This window comes from Edaphovirga cremea (genome assembly GCF_003332275.1).
Classification (GTDB): domain Bacteria; phylum Pseudomonadota; class Gammaproteobacteria; order Enterobacterales; family Enterobacteriaceae; genus Edaphovirga; species Edaphovirga cremea.
In genome coordinates, this window is the sequence record NZ_QOVA01000025.1 from 15,000 (window position 1) to 32,104 (window position 17,105).

Below are 17,105 nucleotides of genomic sequence, written 5' to 3' on the forward strand. Positions count from 1 at the left end.
CCGCAATATTTCTGCCGACACATCTGTCTCCCTCTCTTAAGGGGGAGTGTGTTTTCTCTTTAGAAGGAACACCGCGTTGGAGCATATCTCAACAGGTACCCTGATTATTATCCTGGTTATCATGGTGGTGGTTTCGGCTTATTTTTCCGCCTCTGAAACCGGGATGATGACGCTCAACCGCTATCGCTTGCGCCATCAGGCCAAACAGGGAAATCGGGCTGCGCGGCGGGTCGAAAAGTTGCTGACGCACCCCGATCGTTTGATAAGCCTGGTGCTTATCGGCAATAACCTGGTGAATATCCTGGCTTCCGCATTGGCTACCATTGTCGGGATCCGTCTGTATGGCGATGCTGGTGTAGCTATTGCCACCGGTATCCTGACGTTTGTTATCTTGCTGTTTGCTGAAGTGCTGCCCAAAACCTTTGCGGCACTGAACCCTGAGCGCATCGCATTCCCAAGCAGTCTGCTCCTGATTCCCTTGCAAAAACTCATGTTGCCGCTGGTCTGGGTCCTGAACACGATTTCACGACTGATCATGCGCATGTGCGGTATCAAGAGCAACGTCCGCCTCAGCGATGCCATAAGCAAAGATGAATTGCGGACAATCGTGAACGAATCCCAGTCGCAGATCTCACGCCGCAATCAGGACATGTTGATATCCGTGCTTGATCTGGAAAAAGTCTCGGTGGGTGACATCATGGTGCCACGCAATGAGATTGTAGGTATCGATATCAATGATGACTGGAAGTCTATCATGCGCCAGCTCACCCATTCGCCGCATGGTCGCATCGTCCTTTACCGCGACTCACTGGATGATGCGATTGGTATGCTGCGCGTTCGGGAAGCCTATCGTTTGATGATCGAGAAAAAAGAGTTCAACAAAGAGAATCTGCTGCGGGCTGCGGATGAAATCTACTTTATTCCTGAAGGTACGCCCCTCAATATCCAATTGGTGAAATTCCAGCGCAACAAAGAGAAAGTCGGCATCATCGTTGATGAGTATGGCGACATTCAAGGTCTGGTTACCGTTGAAGATATTCTCGAAGACATTGTGGGTGACTTCACGACTTCCATGTCTCCTACACTGGCAGAAGAAGTGACACCGCAAAGTGATGGTTCCGTGCTCATAGAAGGCAGTGCAAACGTGCGTGAGTTGAATAAGGCGTTTAACTGGCACCTTCCGGCAGAGGGTCCGCGGACAGTCAATGGCATGCTGCTCGAAGTGCTGGAAGATATACCGTTGGCGAATACGCGGGTACAAGTGAAGAACTACGACGTAGAAATCCTGGATGTGCAGGATAATATGATCAAACAGGTTCGGGTTACACCCACGCAATCAATTCATGCCAGCGTGCAGCCACACTGAGGCTCAACTTGCCCGGTTTTTCCCCAATAAAAAAGACGCACCATTGCGCGTCTTTTTGCTTTCACTGACCCGCACAAACTAAATATGCAGTTCGGTGAGCTTCTCTTTCGGCAGGGCCAGTTCGTCGTTGTGGTTCACAACAACATCATGATCCAGGATATGCTGCGCAATTTCCTGTGCCTCTTTGAGAGAGTGCATTTCGAAGGTACCGCACTGATATTCGTTCAGCTCAGGGATTTTGTTCTGGTCTGTGACTTTCAGTACATCCGCCATCGCCGCTTTCCAGGCATCCGCAACACGCTGCTCATCCGGAGTACCAATCAGGCTCATATAGAACCCAGTACGACAGCCCATTGGTGAGATATCGATAATCTCTACGCCGGAACCATTCAGATGATTACGCATAAAACCGGCAAAGAGATGTTCGAGAGTATGGATCCCACGCTCAGGCATCACTTCCAGGTTCGGGCGACAGAAGCGCAAATCGAACACCGTGATGGCATCGCCATGAGGCGTATTCATCGTCTTGGCGACGCGAACAGCAGGTGCTGCCATCCGGGTATGGTCTACGGTAAAGCTATCCAGCAGTGGCATATCGTCACCTCCTCATAGAAAAAACAATTTTTTTATCAAAATAAGGAAACCTTTTCCTTACCCGCGAGTCTGAATACTTGAAAGACGCGCATTTGTTATCATCATCCCTGTTACCAGAGATGTTTATTTTGGCCACATTAATTGTGGCCTTTTTCTTTTCAGCCCCCGGCATTCCTTGCCAGAAACGCTTCAAAGCTTAACGTATCCGACGCTTCCAGCTCTTTCTGCCGCTGTATCGACGCTTCACGCTCCTGCGATAACTGATCCTCCGTCAATACCTCCAACGGCTCATCGATCAGCATCCGGCGATATTGTTCAGACAAGGCCAGTCCGAGATTCCCTAAACCGCTTTCTTTCATCGCCTGCAAAATACGCGCAGAGTAAGTCAGATCCGGATTGTCGAAAGCTTCCACCAATTCATCGCAGACTAATTGATACTGCTTATTATCATTGGTGCTGTCCAGTACTTCAGCAACACGGCGTAAATCAGCGAACAGCGCTTTACCCACTTTATCCAGCGGCTCACGCGCAGTTTCGCAACCAATACCAATGGTCTGGCCCGGTTTACGCCCTTCAAGAATGACGCGGTTCCAGTTGTGTCGCGTGCAGACCAACTCATCACTGCTCATCTCCGGCGCATCCGCGAGGGCACACCAAATCAGGAACAGATCCAGGAAACGTGCCTGATTGGCATCGACGCCGATCGGTGAGAACGGATTGATATCGAGTGAGCGCACTTCAATATACTCTATTCCACCACGCAGCAATGCATCTGACGGCGTCTCGCCCGAACGCGTAACGCGCTTGGGTCGGATAGGCGCATAGAGTTCGTTTTCAATCTGCAACACGTTGGAGTTCAATTGCAGATAGCGATCGCCCTCTTTCACACCCAGTTTGGCATACTCTTCTGATGGCGTAAGAATCGCCTGTTTCAGGCCCTTCACGTAAGTCGCCAGATCGTTAAACGTAATTCCCAGATTGCTTTGGGATTTATTGGTATAGCCCAAATCGCTCAAACGCAACGAGGTGGCATACGGTAAATAACACATGCCTTTGTCATTACGTTCGAACGGCAGCGCCGTTTCACGCCCTTGCAGGAATGAAGAACAGATAGCCGGGGACGCACCAAACAGATAAGGAATAACCCAGCCGAAACGGTAGTAATTGCGAATCAGCTTGAAATAACCTGCGGAGATCTCTTCCTTGCCACTCGCAGCATCTTCAATACCCAGACGCGCCTGCCAGAAGGCCAGCGGCAGGGAGAAGTTATAATGCACGCCTGAAATAGCCTGCATCAACGCACCATAGCGGTTTTTCAACCCTTCACGATACAGCGTTTTCATCCGCCCAATATTGGAGGTGCCATATTGCGCCAGCCCGATATCCTGCTCTGATTCAATAAAGCAGGGCATGCTAAATGGCCACATACGCTCTTCGCCAATATTTCGTGCCACATGGCGATGAATATCGCGCAGGAACGTCAACAGGTGATCGATATTATCATCAACCGGCGTAATGAACTCTAATAACGCTTCCGCAAAATCTGTGGTTACCCACTTGTGCGTTAATGCAGACCCCAATGCTTGTGGATGACCCGTCGCTGCCAATGAACCATCAGCAGTAACTCGAAGTGTTTCGCGCTCAATTCCGCGACGAATTCCTTTTAATGCCTGGGGATGGGCTTCCAACCATGAAAGCGCCTCTGATACGTCCGGGATCAAATCGACCTCCCGCCTCTGAAAAGTAATAACTCGTAAGCCAACTGATGCTGCTGTCGAATATGTAAGTTTAGCTCACATTCTTTTAACCCCACCACGTCATCCCTTCTAAGGTTATCATCGTGAGAATAAGGTAACGAACCGCCTTACCCACACAGAGGAAAACCACCACGGGAAGCCAGGGCATACGCAACCAGCCAGCTAACACGCACAACAAATCGCCCACTACCGGTAACCAACTGAGTAAAAGTGCAGCAGGTCCGTAACGCTGTAACCATCCCATAGCCGTATTCAAACCACGTTGGGATGACAGCGCTGGTAGAAAACGCCCTATTACCACATTAGTTATGCCGCCCAATGTGTTACCCAGCGTTGCGGATAACACCAAAGCCACCGGTGTGGTATCGCCGGTAGTCAATAAAGCGACCAACAGAATTTCTGAATTTCCAGGCAACAGCGTAGCGCTGAGAAAGCTACTGCCGAACAGTGACGCCAGTGCCAGTGTGCTACTCACAAAGTACGAACATCCACCACCGCCATATTGGCGAGTTTGGCCGCTTCGATACCAAAGTCAGCATCTTCAAACACGACGCATTGATGCGCAGGAACGCCTAACAATTCAGCACAGCGTAAGAAGGTGTCTGGCGCAGGTTTATGGTTATGGACATCGTCCGCTCCCACAATCACGTCAAAACAGCCCCGCAAACCCAAATGCTGCAACAACGAGTCAGCCATTGCATGTTCACTGCCGGTGCCAACCGCCATCGGCCTGCGTCCGTGATACGCTTTTACTACTTCAATCAATGGCAATGGACGCACGGTGTCCAACAGCATCGCCTTGACGGCAATCGTTTTCTCCTGAGCCAGAAAGTGCGGATCAAGATCGGCGTTATCACCATTATTGGCGTTATGACTATCAATAATCACTTGGGCAATGCGCCATGTTGGAGAACCGTTCAGCGCAGTCATGGCACTCGCATCATATTTCATGCCGTATTTAGCCAGCACCTGATGCCAAGCCTTGTGATGCGTAGGTTCTGTATCCAATATGGTGCCATCCATATCAAATATCAGCCCTGCAAAGCGATCGTACATCATGCACTCCGTGACTACTGAAAATGAGAAATCACTTTAGCGCAAAGCGAATTGAAAGTCGCTGGTTGCTTAAAATGTCAGATTTTCCTCAACGGATAATATGTCTAAAAATGAAGGGAGTATGGGGAGAATGAGCTGTTGGAAACAAAAAACCCCGCCATGGCGAGGTTCCGTTTTGATTTCACATTCTGTTCAGCCAAACTGAATAAACAGTGTGAAATAATATGGTGCATCCAGGAAGATTCGAACTTCCGACCGCTCGGTTCGTAGCCGAGTACTCTATCCAGCTGAGCTATGGATGCATTTTGTTTTTTTAGCGCTGACCATCTTATGAAGATGATAACGAAAGAATGGTGCATCCAGGAGGATTCGAACCTCCGACCGCTCGGTTCGTAGCCGAGTACTCTATCCAGCTGAGCTATGGATGCACAGGAATTCTTTTTTGATACCGTATGGTATTTTGTTTGCTACAACACTCTACCATACCGCAAATATGGTGCATCCAGGAAGATTCGAACTTCCGACCGCTCGGTTCGTAGCCGAGTACTCTATCCAGCTGAGCTATGGATGCAAATGGCGGTGAGGGAGGGATTCGAACCCTCGATGCAGCTTTTGACCGCATACTCCCTTAGCAGGGGAGCGCCTTCAGCCTCTCGGCCACCTCACCATACGCCTCTTGCGAGTTGTGCCTGATTTACTTCTGAAAGCTCATCGGCACTGCGTGGCGCACATATTACTTTCCCGCACTTATAAGTCAAACCCTTTTTTCCCATCTGCGGTGTGTTTGCACAAATCACACTCAACATGGGCAGTTTGGAGGCAAAAAGAGTGTTTTATCAACAAACAATTGACGTAAATAAACGGATCAACAAGGTGATAGCGAAGGTGGGGAGCGAATAAAAAAACAGAAAAAAAAGAGATAGAGCGCAGAAAATACGATTGGCGCCTCGCTTCCTGCGAGACGCCGGTTAAATCAGAAAGTCGTATGTTGAGACTTCTCAGCCTGGATACGTTGGTAGATTTCTTCACGATGGACAGAAACCTCTTTCGGAGCGTTGACACCAATACGTACCTGGTTGCCTTTTACTCCTAATACAGTGACGGTTACCTCATCGCCTATCATGAGGGTTTCACCAACTCGACGAGTCAGAATTAGCATTCTTTGCTCCTTGAAAGATTATAAGAGTCGGGTCTCTCAGTTTCCCCGCCATTATCCATCATATACCGTAAAAACGTAAGTCGTGTCACCGAGATTAAATGTAAGTAGCCTTGGTGCCAACTTAAACTGTAAGTAAGTTTAGTTGAAATCGACGGTTTTGTGACTGCCCTAGCCCGACTGCCACGTCAATAGAAACAAAAAACGCCATGCAGCGCAATGCGTTATGGCGTTTTAATTACAACTCATTTTTTTCAGATCAGAGTTTAGTCTCTATCCAGGCCTCTACAGAGCCCAGTGCAGCAGGCAGAGCCTGAACATCACTCCCCCCAGCCTGCGCCATATCTGGACGTCCACCGCCCTTCCCACCAACCTGCTGAGCAACGTAACCGATCAATTCGCCCGCTTTGACACGGTCGGTCAGATCTTTGGTGACACCGACAATCAAACTCACTTTTTCGTCTGCCACAGTAGCCAAAACGATGACAGCGGAGCCCAGTTGGTTTTTCAGATCGTCAACCATGGTACGCAGCAGCTTCGGCTCAACGTTGTCCAGTTGACTTACCAGCAGCTTGACGCCCTTGACCAATTTGGCATTGCTGGACAGCGATGCGCTCTCCTGTGCCGCCTGCTGGCCTTTCAACTGCTGGATCTCTTTTTCCAGCACACGGGCACGATCAATCACAGCGCGAACTTTGTCAGACAGGTTATTGGCATCGCCTTTAACCAGATGAGCCACTTCGTCCAGCAAATCACTCTGCTGGTGAACAGACGCGATTGCACCTTCACCCGTCAGGGCCTCAATACGGCGAATGCCTGCAGCCGTACCAGACTCGCTCTGGATGCGGAATAAACCAATGTCACCGGTACGGCTGGTGTGTGTACCACCACAGAGTTCAGTAGAGAAGTCGCCCATAGTCAAAACGCGGACGTGGTCGTCATACTTCTCACCAAACAGTGCCATCGCCCCTTTGGATTTGGCATCTTCCAGCGCCATGACTTCAGTCTGGACCGGCAGGTTACGACGGATCTGCTCATTCACCAGATCTTCTACCTGACGGATCTCTTCTGCCTTCATCGCTTCAAAATGCGAGAAGTCAAAACGCAGATACTTGTCGTTAACCAAAGACCCTTTCTGCGCAACGTGCTCGCCCAGAATCTGTCGCAATGCAGCATGCAGCAAATGGGTAGCCGAGTGATTACGGCGAATACGGTTGCGTCGGGCGATATCCACCTGGGCGTCAACGCGGTCGTTAACCCGCAAGGAACCCTGGGTCAGGGTGCCCTGATGGCCAAGCGCCTGGCCGTATTTCTGGGTATCGCTGACTGCGAATTCCACAGCACCGGACTTCAGCACGCCTTTATCACCCACCTGTCCGCCGGATTCACCGTAGAAAGGGGTTTCATCCAACACAACAACAGCCGTTTCACCCGCATGGATTTCATCGACCGGCTGGCCATCACGGAACAGTGCCGTCACCGTCGACTTTAATTCCAGATGATCATAACCGCAGAACTGGGTGGCGCTATCAACGCGGATCATGCTGTTGTAGTCAGCACCAAAACCGCTGGATTCGCGGGCGCGACGGCGCTGCTCTTCCATCGCTTTTTCAAAACCGGCTTCATCCACTTTCAGATTGCGCTCACGGCATACGTCGGCAGTTAAATCGATTGGGAAGCCATAAGTGTCGTACAGACGGAATGCCGTTTCACCATCCAGCGTGTCGCCCTTCAGTGAGGCCAGCTCTTCGTCCAGCAATGCCAGGCCACGTTCAAGGGTGCGGGCAAACTGCTCTTCTTCGGTCTTGAGAACTTGCTCAACCAGAACCTGCTGCTGCTTCAGCTCATCCGCTGCGGATCCCATAACAGCAATCAGCGGGGCAACCAATTTATAGAAGAACGTATCCTGCGCGCCCAGCATGTTTCCATGACGAATGGCACGACGAATAATACGGCGCAATACGTAACCACGGTTCTCGTTCGACGGAATAACACCATCCGAGATCAGGAATGCACATGAGCGGATATGGTCAGCGATAACGCGTAAAGACTTACTGCTCAGATCGGTTGCGCCAGTAGCTTTAGCCACTTCAGCGATCAGCGTACTGAACACATCGATCTCATAGTTGGAATTAACGTGCTGCAGGACGGCAGAGATGCGCTCAAGCCCCATGCCCGTATCAACGGACGGTTTCGGCAATGGCAGCATTGTGCCATCAGCCTGGCGGTTGAACTGCATGAACACGAGGTTCCAGATCTCAATGTAACGATCACCATCTTCTTCTGGGGAGCCCGGAGGACCGCCCCAGATGTGGTCACCGTGATCGTAGAAAATTTCGGTGCATGGACCGCATGGGCCGGTATCACCCATTTGCCAGAAGTTATCTGACGCAAAGGCACCGCCTTTGTTGTCGCCAATGCGGATAATACGCTCTTCAGGTACGCCGACTTCTTTTGCCCAAATGTCATAGGCTTCATCGTCGGTAGCGTATACCGTCACCCACAGCTTTTCTTTCGGCAGGTTAAACCAGTTTTCGCCTGTCAGTAATTCCCAGGCAAAATTAATGGCGTCATTCTTGAAGTAATCCCCGAAGCTGAAGTTACCCAACATTTCGAAGAAGGTATGGTGACGTGCAGTGTAACCGACGTTTTCCAGATCGTTATGCTTGCCGCCCGCGCGTACACAGCGCTGGGAGGTTGTCGCCCGCGAATAGGCACGCTTATCAAGGCCCAGGAAAACGTCTTTGAATTGGTTCATCCCGGCGTTGGTAAACAGCAGTGTTGGGTCGTTATTTGGCACCAACGAGCTGCTTGATACAACTTGATGGCCCTTGCTCTGGAAGAAATCGAGAAACGCTTGACGGATCTCAGCGGTGCTCTTGCTCATAAATGTCCCGGAATCAGGCTAGAAGAACAGCCCGTGAGCAAGATCGTACAGCATTGTCGCTGCTCACGAACAAAAAGTGGGGATAAGATAAAATTTCTTCAGTGGGAAGTAAAATCCCGCGTGCATCATTCATCAAAATCGCGATAAATAGACTGGATTTCTTCCTGAAAGAAGCCTCGATAGAGCAGATAGCGCTGAACTTTGGCTTTTTCATGCCATTCTGTGGGCAATGAATCACCGAACTTGCGTTCAGCGACCTCTTTTGCCAATTTGCACCAATCAAGTTCGCAGGTTTCGAGCGCGGTACTGACGATCTCTTTCTCTACGCCCTTTTGCATCAATTCAGAACGAATACGCTGCACACCATAGCCTTTGCGACTGCGGCTACGTAAATAGCTCAATGCAAAGCGGGTATCGTCAAGCCAATCATGCTGATAGCAATATTCAATGACCTGATCTATCCACTCCGGATTGATCTCCCTGTCTTCCAATGATGGTTTTTCTGATGATGGGTTTTCTGGGGGATCGCGGCGTTTCTGTGCTGCCTGTAGCCGAACTGAAAAAGGCTGCTCCGCAAGTTTGCGGCGCAGCTCTGATTCACTGTGGTCACGTTGGGAAAGCAGGCGCATCGCCCGGCTTAGCAACGCAGCCACACGGTCTTTCGTTTCATCCCCGCCTGAGCGGGGAACCGAGTGACCGCTCAATTAAAACTCTTCGCTGGTCTCAACGCTGTCGTCGTCATAATCTGCTGTTGTAGCCTTGGCCGCGGTTTCCGTGGTCGGGTGTAACAGAAGATCACGCAGCTTTTTGTCCAGTTCCGCCGCTACCGCCGGATTTTCCTTCAGGTAGTTACAGGCATTGGATTTGCCCTGGCCGATTTTGTCACCGTTATAGCTGTACCAGGCACCGGCTTTCTCGATCATCTTGTGCTTCACGCCCAAATCGACCAATTCGCCATTGATGTTAATCCCTTCACCGTAAAGGATCTGGAACTCCGCCTGTTTGAACGGGGCGGCAATCTTGTTCTTCACCACTTTCACGCGGGTTTCACTGCCGACGACCACATCGCCTTCTTTAATCGCACCGATACGGCGGATATCAAGACGGACTGACGCATAAAACTTCAGCGCGTTACCACCCGTCGTAGTTTCCGGGTTACCAAACATCACACCAATTTTCATACGAATCTGGTTGATGAAGATCAGCAGGGTATTCGCATTCTTGAGGTTACCCGCCAGCTTACGCATCGCCTGGCTCATCATACGGGCGGCAAGGCCCATATGGGAGTCACCAATTTCACCTTCGATTTCCGCTTTTGGCGTCAGCGCCGCTACGGAGTCAACGATGATGACGTCTACTGCGCCAGAGCGAGTCAGGGCGTCACAGATTTCCAGCGCCTGTTCACCGGTGTCTGGCTGGGAACACAGCAGATTGTCGATATCCACACCCAATTTCTTGGCATAGATCGGATCAAGCGCATGTTCCGCATCGATAAACGCACAGGTTTTACCTTCACGTTGTGCCGCAGCGATAACTTGCAGCGTCAGTGTGGTTTTACCGGATGATTCAGGGCCGTAAATTTCAACGATACGCCCCATTGGCAGGCCGCCAGCACCCAGTGCAATATCAAGAGACAGAGAACCGGTAGAGATTGTTTCAACGTCCATGGAACGATCTTCACCCAAGCGCATGATGGAGCCTTTGCCAAACTGTTTCTCAATCTGACCCAGTGCCGCAGCTAACGCCTTTTGCTTATTCTCATCAATAGCCATTTTTGCTCCTTCTCAGACAGCGCAAGGTTGCCCCTTCACCGTAACTGATTATTATTTGGTATACCCGCCATACTTCAAGCTGCAGATGCGTTGACCGCTCCCTTCCTGCAACTCGAATTGTTTAGGGCATATACAGGAAATTAAGACTAATTATACTGTATGCTCATACAGTATCAAGATTATTTTTCGAGAAACTCTGTTAATGCGGTTTGTAGTGCAAAAACAGTAGCTTGTGAACGCACAGCCTGGCGATCGCCGGAGAAAATCCGCTTAACCGCTGTAACACGGCCATTATTATCGGCAAAACCGAACCATACAGTGCCAACGGGTTTTTCTTCGCTGCCGCCGTCAGGTCCGGCAATACCGCTGATTGCGATGGCCAGATCGGCATGGGCAGCATGTAACGCGCCCGTCGCCATTTCCCGGACGGTTTCTTCGCTCACCGCACCATAGGCGTTCAGGGTAGCTTCAGCGACACCGAGCAGATCGTGCTTGGCGCTATTGCTATAGGTCACAAAACTGCGATCAAACCAGGCAGAACTACCCGGTACGCTGGTGATCATCTGCGCCACCATGCCCCCCGTGCAGGATTCGGCAGAGGTAATCCACGCAGAACGCGCTTTTAGCTTTTCACCCAATTGAGTGCTGAGTTCAAATATGGCTTTCTCGTCCATACTCTCTCCTATATGAATAAGATCAGTGTGTTCGATGTTAGCACTTCTCCGGCAAAGAGATCTTCATCGCTTCGATGATTTGCGCACCATCACGAGAAAGCCATAATGTTCTTTCACCTGTACAGAAAAAAGCGCCATCATGATGACGGCGCTTCAACGTTCTATCTATCTTGTGACAAGAAATATCTGTCTGGCGATTAGAAATCGTAACCCACTGTTGCTACGACAGTACGCTCGGTTCCCCAATAGCAGTAACCCGTACCGTAACAGCCGGCGACATACTCCCTGTCAGTCAGGTTATTGACGTTCAACTGCACATACGCCCCTTTCATGGATGGCGCGACGCTGTCCATATTCATACGTACTGAAGCATCGAGCAACGTTGCAGCAGGCACACGCAGCGTATTCTGGTTGTCCGCCCACTGTTTGCCGATGTAACGAACACCCGCCCCCAGATTGATACCCAGTCCCGCATCATATTGTGCCCACAAAGAGGCCATATGGCGCGGAGCCAGATACGGAGTATTGCCATCGGTACCATCAACCGTTTCTTTGTATTTCAGGTTGTTATAGGTATATGCAGCAGTACCGCTCAGGCGATCGGTCAGTTTGCTTCTGGCTTCCAGCTCTACGCCCTGCGAATGGACCTTACCGACAGGTTCATTGTACGAACCCTGCACAATGCGGTTGGTGACGTCGTTTTGCGTAAGATCGTAAGCCGCGATGGAATACAGCGATGAACTGCCCGGCTGCTGGTATTTCAGACCGATTTCATACTGTTTGCTGGTCATCGGCGTTAACAGATTGCCCGTGCTGTCCTGCAAGGTGGAAGGGGTGATCGCATCGCTATAGCTGACGTACGGGGAGAAACCACTCTCGAAGTGATAAAGCACCGAACCACGCGCACTGATGTAATCGTCCTGACGACGTCCGGTGTCGGTAGGCGTGGTGTTTTTAGTCACCATACGATCGTAACGGGTGCCCAGAATCACGTTCCAGTTATCCAGCGAGATATCATCTTGCAGGTATGCGCCAGTCTGGCGATAACGACGGGTATTCGGTGTGCGGGTATAGTCATCCAGAACCGGGGTAACCTGCTCACCCGTGTAAGGATTCAGTTGTGAAGCAGGAGCGCTGACACCCAATGTATCGTTGGTAAATGACTGATAGTCCAAGCCAAAGGTCAGCTTGTGCACCAGTGCGGCCGTATTGAAATCCGCCTCCAGTTGGTTGTCTACCGTATAGGCATTCAGGGAGGACGTTTCTGCCGAGAACCAGCGGTTCATCATCGAATAATCCGGCGTCCAGCCGATCTGATAAACCTGCTCCAAATCGGTATTGGAATGGGTGTAACTGGCATTCTGACGGAAGGTCAGGGAGTCATTGAAATTGTGCGTCAGCTCGTAGCTGTAAATCTGCTGCCAGCGTTTAAAGACATTATGTTCGCTGTCACCATCAAAGAAACTACGCGGCAATTTGCCGTTCGGCGCGCTATAGATACTGCCTTCGGCAGGAACGGCTGAGTGGTAGCCGCCAGACGGATCTTTCTGCAAATAGGCACGCAACAGCAGCGAGGTGTCTTCATTTGGCTGATAAAGCAGGGATGGCGAAATGGCATAGCGTTCTTCACGCTGATGATCATACATGGTGTCGCTGGTGCGGGTCATGCCGGTCAGGCGGAAAGCGACCTCATCGTTGATGGCATCCGTATAATCGAATGCGCCGCCCATCGTATTGTTATTCCCTCCCTGCAGGCGGAAATGACCTTCATTGGCAAACTGTGGGCGCTTGGTGGTCATGTTGACCAGTCCGCCGGGAATGCTTTGACCATACAGGGTAGAGGATGGACCTTTGACGACATCTATCCGATCCAGGAACCACGGATCGATCTGCAGGGCGTTATAACTTGCCCCATCACTCATCAGGCGCAAGCCATCCAGGAAGGTGTTATTGACGTCACCGCCATGAAAACCGCGCAGTGAAATGGTGTCATAACGGGTCGCGCCACCAGAGAAGTTGGTGAATACGCCCGGCGTATAATTCAGCGCTTCGTTAACGTTAACCGGATTCTGATCATTCATCTGCTGGCGGGTCACCACAGAGACGGATTGCGCGGTCAAGACCAATGGCTTATCAGACTTGGTCGCCGACTGACTGGTTTTCGCCGTATATCCATCAGTTGGGGTAACCGCAGTTTGGGGTTTCGCCGTCACTACCAGCGTATCGTCTGCCAGGGTGGTTAATGGAGCAAAGATAGCCAACGCACACAATAATCTTGAGCGCTTAATTGAAAAAGCCGCCGTCATGTCTGTAATTCCTATATGGATGCCAAGGTTAGCTACACTGCCAACAGATAAAAACCCGAATTCAGCCGCCACAGGACGTCGCCAAACCCCCCGCTTCCTACGTAGGTTTCTGTTAAATGTGCAGATAAAGCGATGAGAATCTGAATGCGAATTATTATCTTTCTTCATCAATGTTTCAAGTAACACTTGGACACAAATCCGATCTTTATTTAATTACGGGCAGCAATGAGGACAAAATAAAATATTTGCATTGATAGACTGATAGCCGAAAAGATATATCCCTGTTTAAGTCATGGATATATTTCGGCCTTTGGGAAAGGTAAAAAAATCACTATTTAGGCGATAAAAAAGGCAAAGCAATTAATTACTTTGCCCTTTCCCCTAAATAATTCCAGCGGCAGGAAGACGAAACTGATTTAGCTCTGCCACATGAGATGATCGCGCAGGCTAAGCGTCTCTTCCGGAAACGCGGCGAGAACCGATTGGTAGCGGGCAGCATCTTGCGGATAACCGCGCGCTGACTGCAATAACAACCGCAATGCGCTGTCGTATTCGATGCCATCCAGATCGCGGTAAGGCCACAGTTCCGGTTCCGCAATGAACGGCACCAGATAGTCGATCCCCTTCTGCACGCTGCGTCCATCCTGCACAATCTGCCAGCGATCGATCTCCACATGTTCCGCATAGCGGCACAGCAACAGATGCGCTTCGAGATTAAACAACGAGTAGTGGAAAGGCACTGGCCGCTCAAGTTCCATTGACTGTTTACCATCCTGCGCAATCTGGGACGCCAACCGCTGCGTCACCCCCTGCTGAATGATGCGCGCCACCAGCCCCTTATCGCCATAAAACAGGGCGTTCACCGAGCGCTGAACGTCATACCAGGTACCGTGATTATTGTGCCAAACGTATTCCGAATGCCCGACTTCGCTATTGAACATCCAATGGTTGAAATCACGGAACCACTGGTGCAAGGCGATAATGTCGTCTGTTTCCAGAACCCGTGCCGGGGTAATCAGGCCGATGGTGTCAATCACCATCCACATCAGTCGCGTATCGATCAGCCCCGTGCCGCGACCCGATACAATTCCGGGGATTGCCTGACCATAATTCAGGTGTGGATTCATCCGCGTTTCAGGTAACAGGAACCAGCAGCGAATTTGCTCGGCGGCCGCCACGCCATAGCGCCGTTCACCAGTGAAATAGTATGCCAACCCGAGGGTCAGGCAGCGTTCGCACATCCGCACCACGCGGCCAGTATCGGTATCGTCATTCTGACTCTGGGGATTGGTATGCCCGTCACGACGCACATACGGCAGACCGTTTGGCCTGCGCGGATTAGGCCACCAGTAGGTGCCCAGACTGTAATAGTCGTGCGCATCACCACTGACCGGACGCAGTTTCTTATGCACCACGCTTTCTGGTGGCTGAGTGCGCAGTTTATCTGCTTCGCTCAGTAACCGGCGCAAGGCCGGTTGCAATGGCGAAAAAGGTTGCTGCAATCCTCGTTTGGCTTTGTCGAGGCATTCAGCGTCCAGCGTATACAACTTCATCACTCAGGCTCCTATGGCTGAATATTTAGCCCAGGCAGGCGACGCGCTGCCCGCTTGCGGCATCAAAAATATGTATTCCCGCCTGCTTGGGTTGCAGATAGACCGTCTCACCTTCACTGACATTCAGGCGTTGTTTGAAGACGGACGTAAAACGCCCCCCACCGGTATTACAAAACAGTTGCATGTCTGACCCGGTATTCTCAATGGCGGTGATGGTCGCCTTGAGAGAACTGGCCTGCTGCGATTCATCAACCACATTGACCTGCTCCGGACGAATGGCGTACACCACTTTCTGTCCGTCAGTCAGTTGCATTCCTGGCGGCAGCGTCAGCAGAGAGCCATCGCCAAGGCGCAACATAAATTCCTGATCCCGCAGCTCAACGATTCCGGTCAATTGGTTAATCTCAGGTGATCCAATAAACCCGGCCACAAACAGATTGGCAGGGCGATCGTACAGCTCAAGCGGCGATCCCACCTGCTCGATCCGCCCTTCACGCAGTACCACGATCATCTGCCCCATGGTCATGGCCTCGATCTGATCGTGGGTCACATACACGGACGTGGTTTTCAGGCGGCGATGCAGTTCACGGATCTCACCGCGAACTTGCGTGCGCAGCTTGGCATCCAGGTTAGACAGCGGCTCATCGAACAGGAAAACCTGCGGATTACGCACAATCGCACGTCCCATCGCCACCCTCTGGCGCTGACCGCCAGAGAGATCTTTTGGCAGTCGTTCCAGCAGCGATCCCAACCCCAACAACTCAGCCGTGGATTCCACCTTCTGGCTGATTTCCGCCTTCGGCAGTTTGGCCATTTTCAACGCGAAGCCCATATTTTCGCGGACGGTCATTTGCGGGTAGAGCGCATAGCTTTGAAATACCATCGCAATATCGCGCATTTTGGGTTCAACGTCAGTGACATCTTTCTGATTTATCGCCACCGTTCCCCCGCTGATCTCCTCCAGCCCGGCAATCATCCGCAACAGGGTGGATTTACCGCAGCCGCTTGGGCCAACCAGCACGCAAAACTCACCATCCGGAATCTCCAGTGTCACATCGCGGATCACCTGAGTTTCGCCATAGGCTTTACAGACATTCTTAAGTACGACCGAACCCATTTTCTTGCTCCCTAGCCTTTAACCGCACCAGACATAATTCCGCGATTGAAATGTTTTTGCAGACCCAGATAAACGATGATGCTTGGCAGCATCGCCAACAGGGTGATGGCAATAAAGATATTTGGGGTGATGCTCTCATCGGTACGCAAGGTGCCGAGGATCACTGGGATGGTGTTCAGGCTGTCCTGATTCACGACGATCAGCGGCAACAGGTATTGATCCCAAATCATGATGAAACCGAAAGTGACGACGGTCCCCAATGCGGGTTTCACCAGCGGCAGAATCACATGGAAGAAGATCTGCCATTCGCTGGCTCCATCAATGCGCGCAGCCTCTTCCAACTCTTTCGGGATGGCGGCCATAAATTCGGTCAGGACAAAGATCGAGAACGCCCAACCCACCACCGGTAAAATCATCCCCAGATAGCTGTTATAGAGAGAGGCGTCGATCAACGGCAGGCGCCAGTTAATGATCATATAAAGAGGGATGGCGATCACTTCTTCCGGCAGCATCATGGTTGAAAGGATGATCAGGCTGGTCAGGGAGACGCCGACAAACTTCTTGCGGGCCAGCGCATACGCCGCCAGCGCACTGACTGATACCTGTAAAATGGTGCCGAAAAATACCACGACAATGGAGTTCAACAGATATTGCCAAACACCAATTTCACTCCAGGCGAAAATAAAGTTTTCCCAGGAGAACTGATTTGGCCAGGCCAACAATTCACCGGGCTTCACCGGTGCCCCACTAAAGGCAGTCGCCACGATTCCCCAATAAGGTCCCACAAAAACAATCAGTAGCAGCGCATAGATAATCCACCGGCCGATACTGTTCCAGCTTTTACTTTTCATCATCAGCTCCAGGCTC

The 17,105-nt window shown here is 51.0% G+C and carries 14 protein-coding genes and 4 tRNA genes; 1 reads left to right on the forward strand and 17 read right to left on the reverse strand.

What is annotated here, in order from left to right:
- Positions 1-76: 76 nt before the first annotated feature.
- Entirely contained in the window at positions 77-1,366 is a 1,290-nt protein-coding gene (locus DRI82_RS20570) for an HlyC/CorC family transporter (RefSeq protein ID WP_157968113.1), read from the forward strand.
- A 78-nt stretch (positions 1,367-1,444) separates the two neighbouring features.
- Here DRI82_RS20570 and luxS read toward each other — a convergent pair whose 3' ends face one another.
- From luxS to DRI82_RS20655, 17 genes are all read right to left on the reverse strand, one after another.
- Positions 1,445-1,960, reverse strand: a complete 516-nt coding sequence (gene luxS, locus DRI82_RS20575) for an S-ribosylhomocysteine lyase (protein WP_114195781.1) — start codon at positions 1,958-1,960, stop codon at positions 1,445-1,447.
- A gap of 158 nt (positions 1,961-2,118) precedes the next feature.
- Positions 2,119-3,681: a glutamate--cysteine ligase gene (gene gshA, locus DRI82_RS20580; RefSeq protein ID WP_114195782.1), complete on the reverse strand. Its 1,563-nt coding sequence runs from the start codon at positions 3,679-3,681 to the stop codon at positions 2,119-2,121.
- Positions 3,682-3,763: 82 nt separating this feature from the next.
- Complete coding sequence (locus DRI82_RS20585; protein WP_114195783.1) at positions 3,764-4,192, reverse strand: YqaA family protein; 429 nt, start codon at positions 4,190-4,192, stop codon at positions 3,764-3,766.
- Positions 4,189-4,773 (reverse strand): fructose-1-phosphate/6-phosphogluconate phosphatase, encoded by a 585-nt coding sequence (gene yqaB, locus DRI82_RS20590; RefSeq protein WP_114195784.1) that lies wholly within the window; start codon positions 4,771-4,773, stop codon positions 4,189-4,191. Before yqaB ends, DRI82_RS20585 begins: the two co-directional genes overlap by 4 nt.
- Before the next feature lie 225 nt (positions 4,774-4,998).
- Positions 4,999-5,075, reverse strand: a tRNA-Arg gene (locus DRI82_RS20595).
- 49 nt (positions 5,076-5,124) lie between these two features.
- Positions 5,125-5,201, reverse strand: a tRNA-Arg gene (locus DRI82_RS20600).
- A gap of 66 nt (positions 5,202-5,267) precedes the next feature.
- Positions 5,268-5,344 (reverse strand) — tRNA-Arg (locus tag DRI82_RS20605).
- A 3-nt stretch (positions 5,345-5,347) separates the two neighbouring features.
- Positions 5,348-5,440, reverse strand: a tRNA-Ser gene (locus DRI82_RS20610).
- A 306-nt stretch (positions 5,441-5,746) separates the two neighbouring features.
- Entirely contained in the window at positions 5,747-5,932 is a 186-nt protein-coding gene (gene csrA, locus DRI82_RS20615) for a carbon storage regulator CsrA (RefSeq protein ID WP_114195785.1), read from the reverse strand.
- Positions 5,933-6,188: 256 nt separating this feature from the next.
- Positions 6,189-8,816: an alanine--tRNA ligase gene (alaS, locus tag DRI82_RS20620; RefSeq protein ID WP_114195786.1), complete on the reverse strand. Its 2,628-nt coding sequence runs from the start codon at positions 8,814-8,816 to the stop codon at positions 6,189-6,191.
- A 125-nt stretch (positions 8,817-8,941) separates the two neighbouring features.
- Positions 8,942-9,469, reverse strand: coding sequence for a recombination regulator RecX (gene recX / locus DRI82_RS20625; RefSeq protein WP_114195812.1), 528 nt, complete (start codon positions 9,467-9,469; stop codon positions 8,942-8,944).
- Positions 9,470-9,520: 51 nt separating this feature from the next.
- Positions 9,521-10,588, reverse strand: a complete 1,068-nt coding sequence (gene recA, locus DRI82_RS20630; RefSeq protein WP_114195787.1) for a recombinase RecA — start codon at positions 10,586-10,588, stop codon at positions 9,521-9,523.
- Between the two features lie 179 nt (positions 10,589-10,767).
- On the reverse strand, positions 10,768-11,262 hold the full coding sequence (gene pncC / locus DRI82_RS20635; RefSeq protein WP_114195788.1) for a nicotinamide-nucleotide amidase: 495 nt from the start codon (positions 11,260-11,262) through the stop codon (positions 10,768-10,770).
- Between the two features lie 197 nt (positions 11,263-11,459).
- Positions 11,460-13,568, reverse strand: coding sequence for a TonB-dependent siderophore receptor (locus DRI82_RS20640; RefSeq protein ID WP_114195789.1), 2,109 nt, complete (start codon positions 13,566-13,568; stop codon positions 11,460-11,462).
- 416 nt (positions 13,569-13,984) lie between these two features.
- Complete coding sequence (locus tag DRI82_RS20645) at positions 13,985-15,121, reverse strand: alginate lyase family protein (protein ID WP_114195790.1); 1,137 nt, start codon at positions 15,119-15,121, stop codon at positions 13,985-13,987.
- A gap of 25 nt (positions 15,122-15,146) precedes the next feature.
- Entirely contained in the window at positions 15,147-16,238 is a 1,092-nt protein-coding gene (locus DRI82_RS20650) for an ABC transporter ATP-binding protein (RefSeq protein ID WP_114195791.1), read from the reverse strand.
- A gap of 11 nt (positions 16,239-16,249) precedes the next feature.
- Positions 16,250-17,089 carry a carbohydrate ABC transporter permease gene (locus DRI82_RS20655; RefSeq protein WP_114195792.1) on the reverse strand — a complete coding sequence of 280 codons (840 nt, stop codon included), beginning with the start codon at positions 17,087-17,089 and terminating at the stop codon, positions 16,250-16,252.
- Between the last annotated feature and the right edge of the window lie 16 nt (positions 17,090-17,105).

Coding starts and splice junctions, on each gene's coding strand:
- luxS (WP_114195781.1), bottom strand. CDS start 1,960: ATGCCACTGCTGGATAGCTTTACCGTAGACCATACCCGGATGGCAGCA.
- yqaB (WP_114195784.1), bottom strand. CDS start 4,773: ATGTACGATCGCTTTGCAGGGCTGATATTTGATATGGATGGCACCATA.
- csrA (WP_114195785.1), bottom strand. CDS start 5,932: ATGCTAATTCTGACTCGTCGAGTTGGTGAAACCCTCATGATAGGCGAT.
- alaS (WP_114195786.1), bottom strand. CDS start 8,816: ATGAGCAAGAGCACCGCTGAGATCCGTCAAGCGTTTCTCGATTTCTTC.
- recA (WP_114195787.1), bottom strand. CDS start 10,588: ATGGCTATTGATGAGAATAAGCAAAAGGCGTTAGCTGCGGCACTGGGT.
- pncC (WP_114195788.1), bottom strand. CDS start 11,262: ATGGACGAGAAAGCCATATTTGAACTCAGCACTCAATTGGGTGAAAAG.
- DRI82_RS20640 (WP_114195789.1), bottom strand. CDS start 13,568: ATGACGGCGGCTTTTTCAATTAAGCGCTCAAGATTATTGTGTGCGTTG.
- DRI82_RS20645 (WP_114195790.1), bottom strand. CDS start 15,121: ATGAAGTTGTATACGCTGGACGCTGAATGCCTCGACAAAGCCAAACGA.
- DRI82_RS20650 (WP_114195791.1), bottom strand. CDS start 16,238: ATGGGTTCGGTCGTACTTAAGAATGTCTGTAAAGCCTATGGCGAAACT.
- DRI82_RS20655 (WP_114195792.1), bottom strand. CDS start 17,089: ATGAAAAGTAAAAGCTGGAACAGTATCGGCCGGTGGATTATCTATGCG.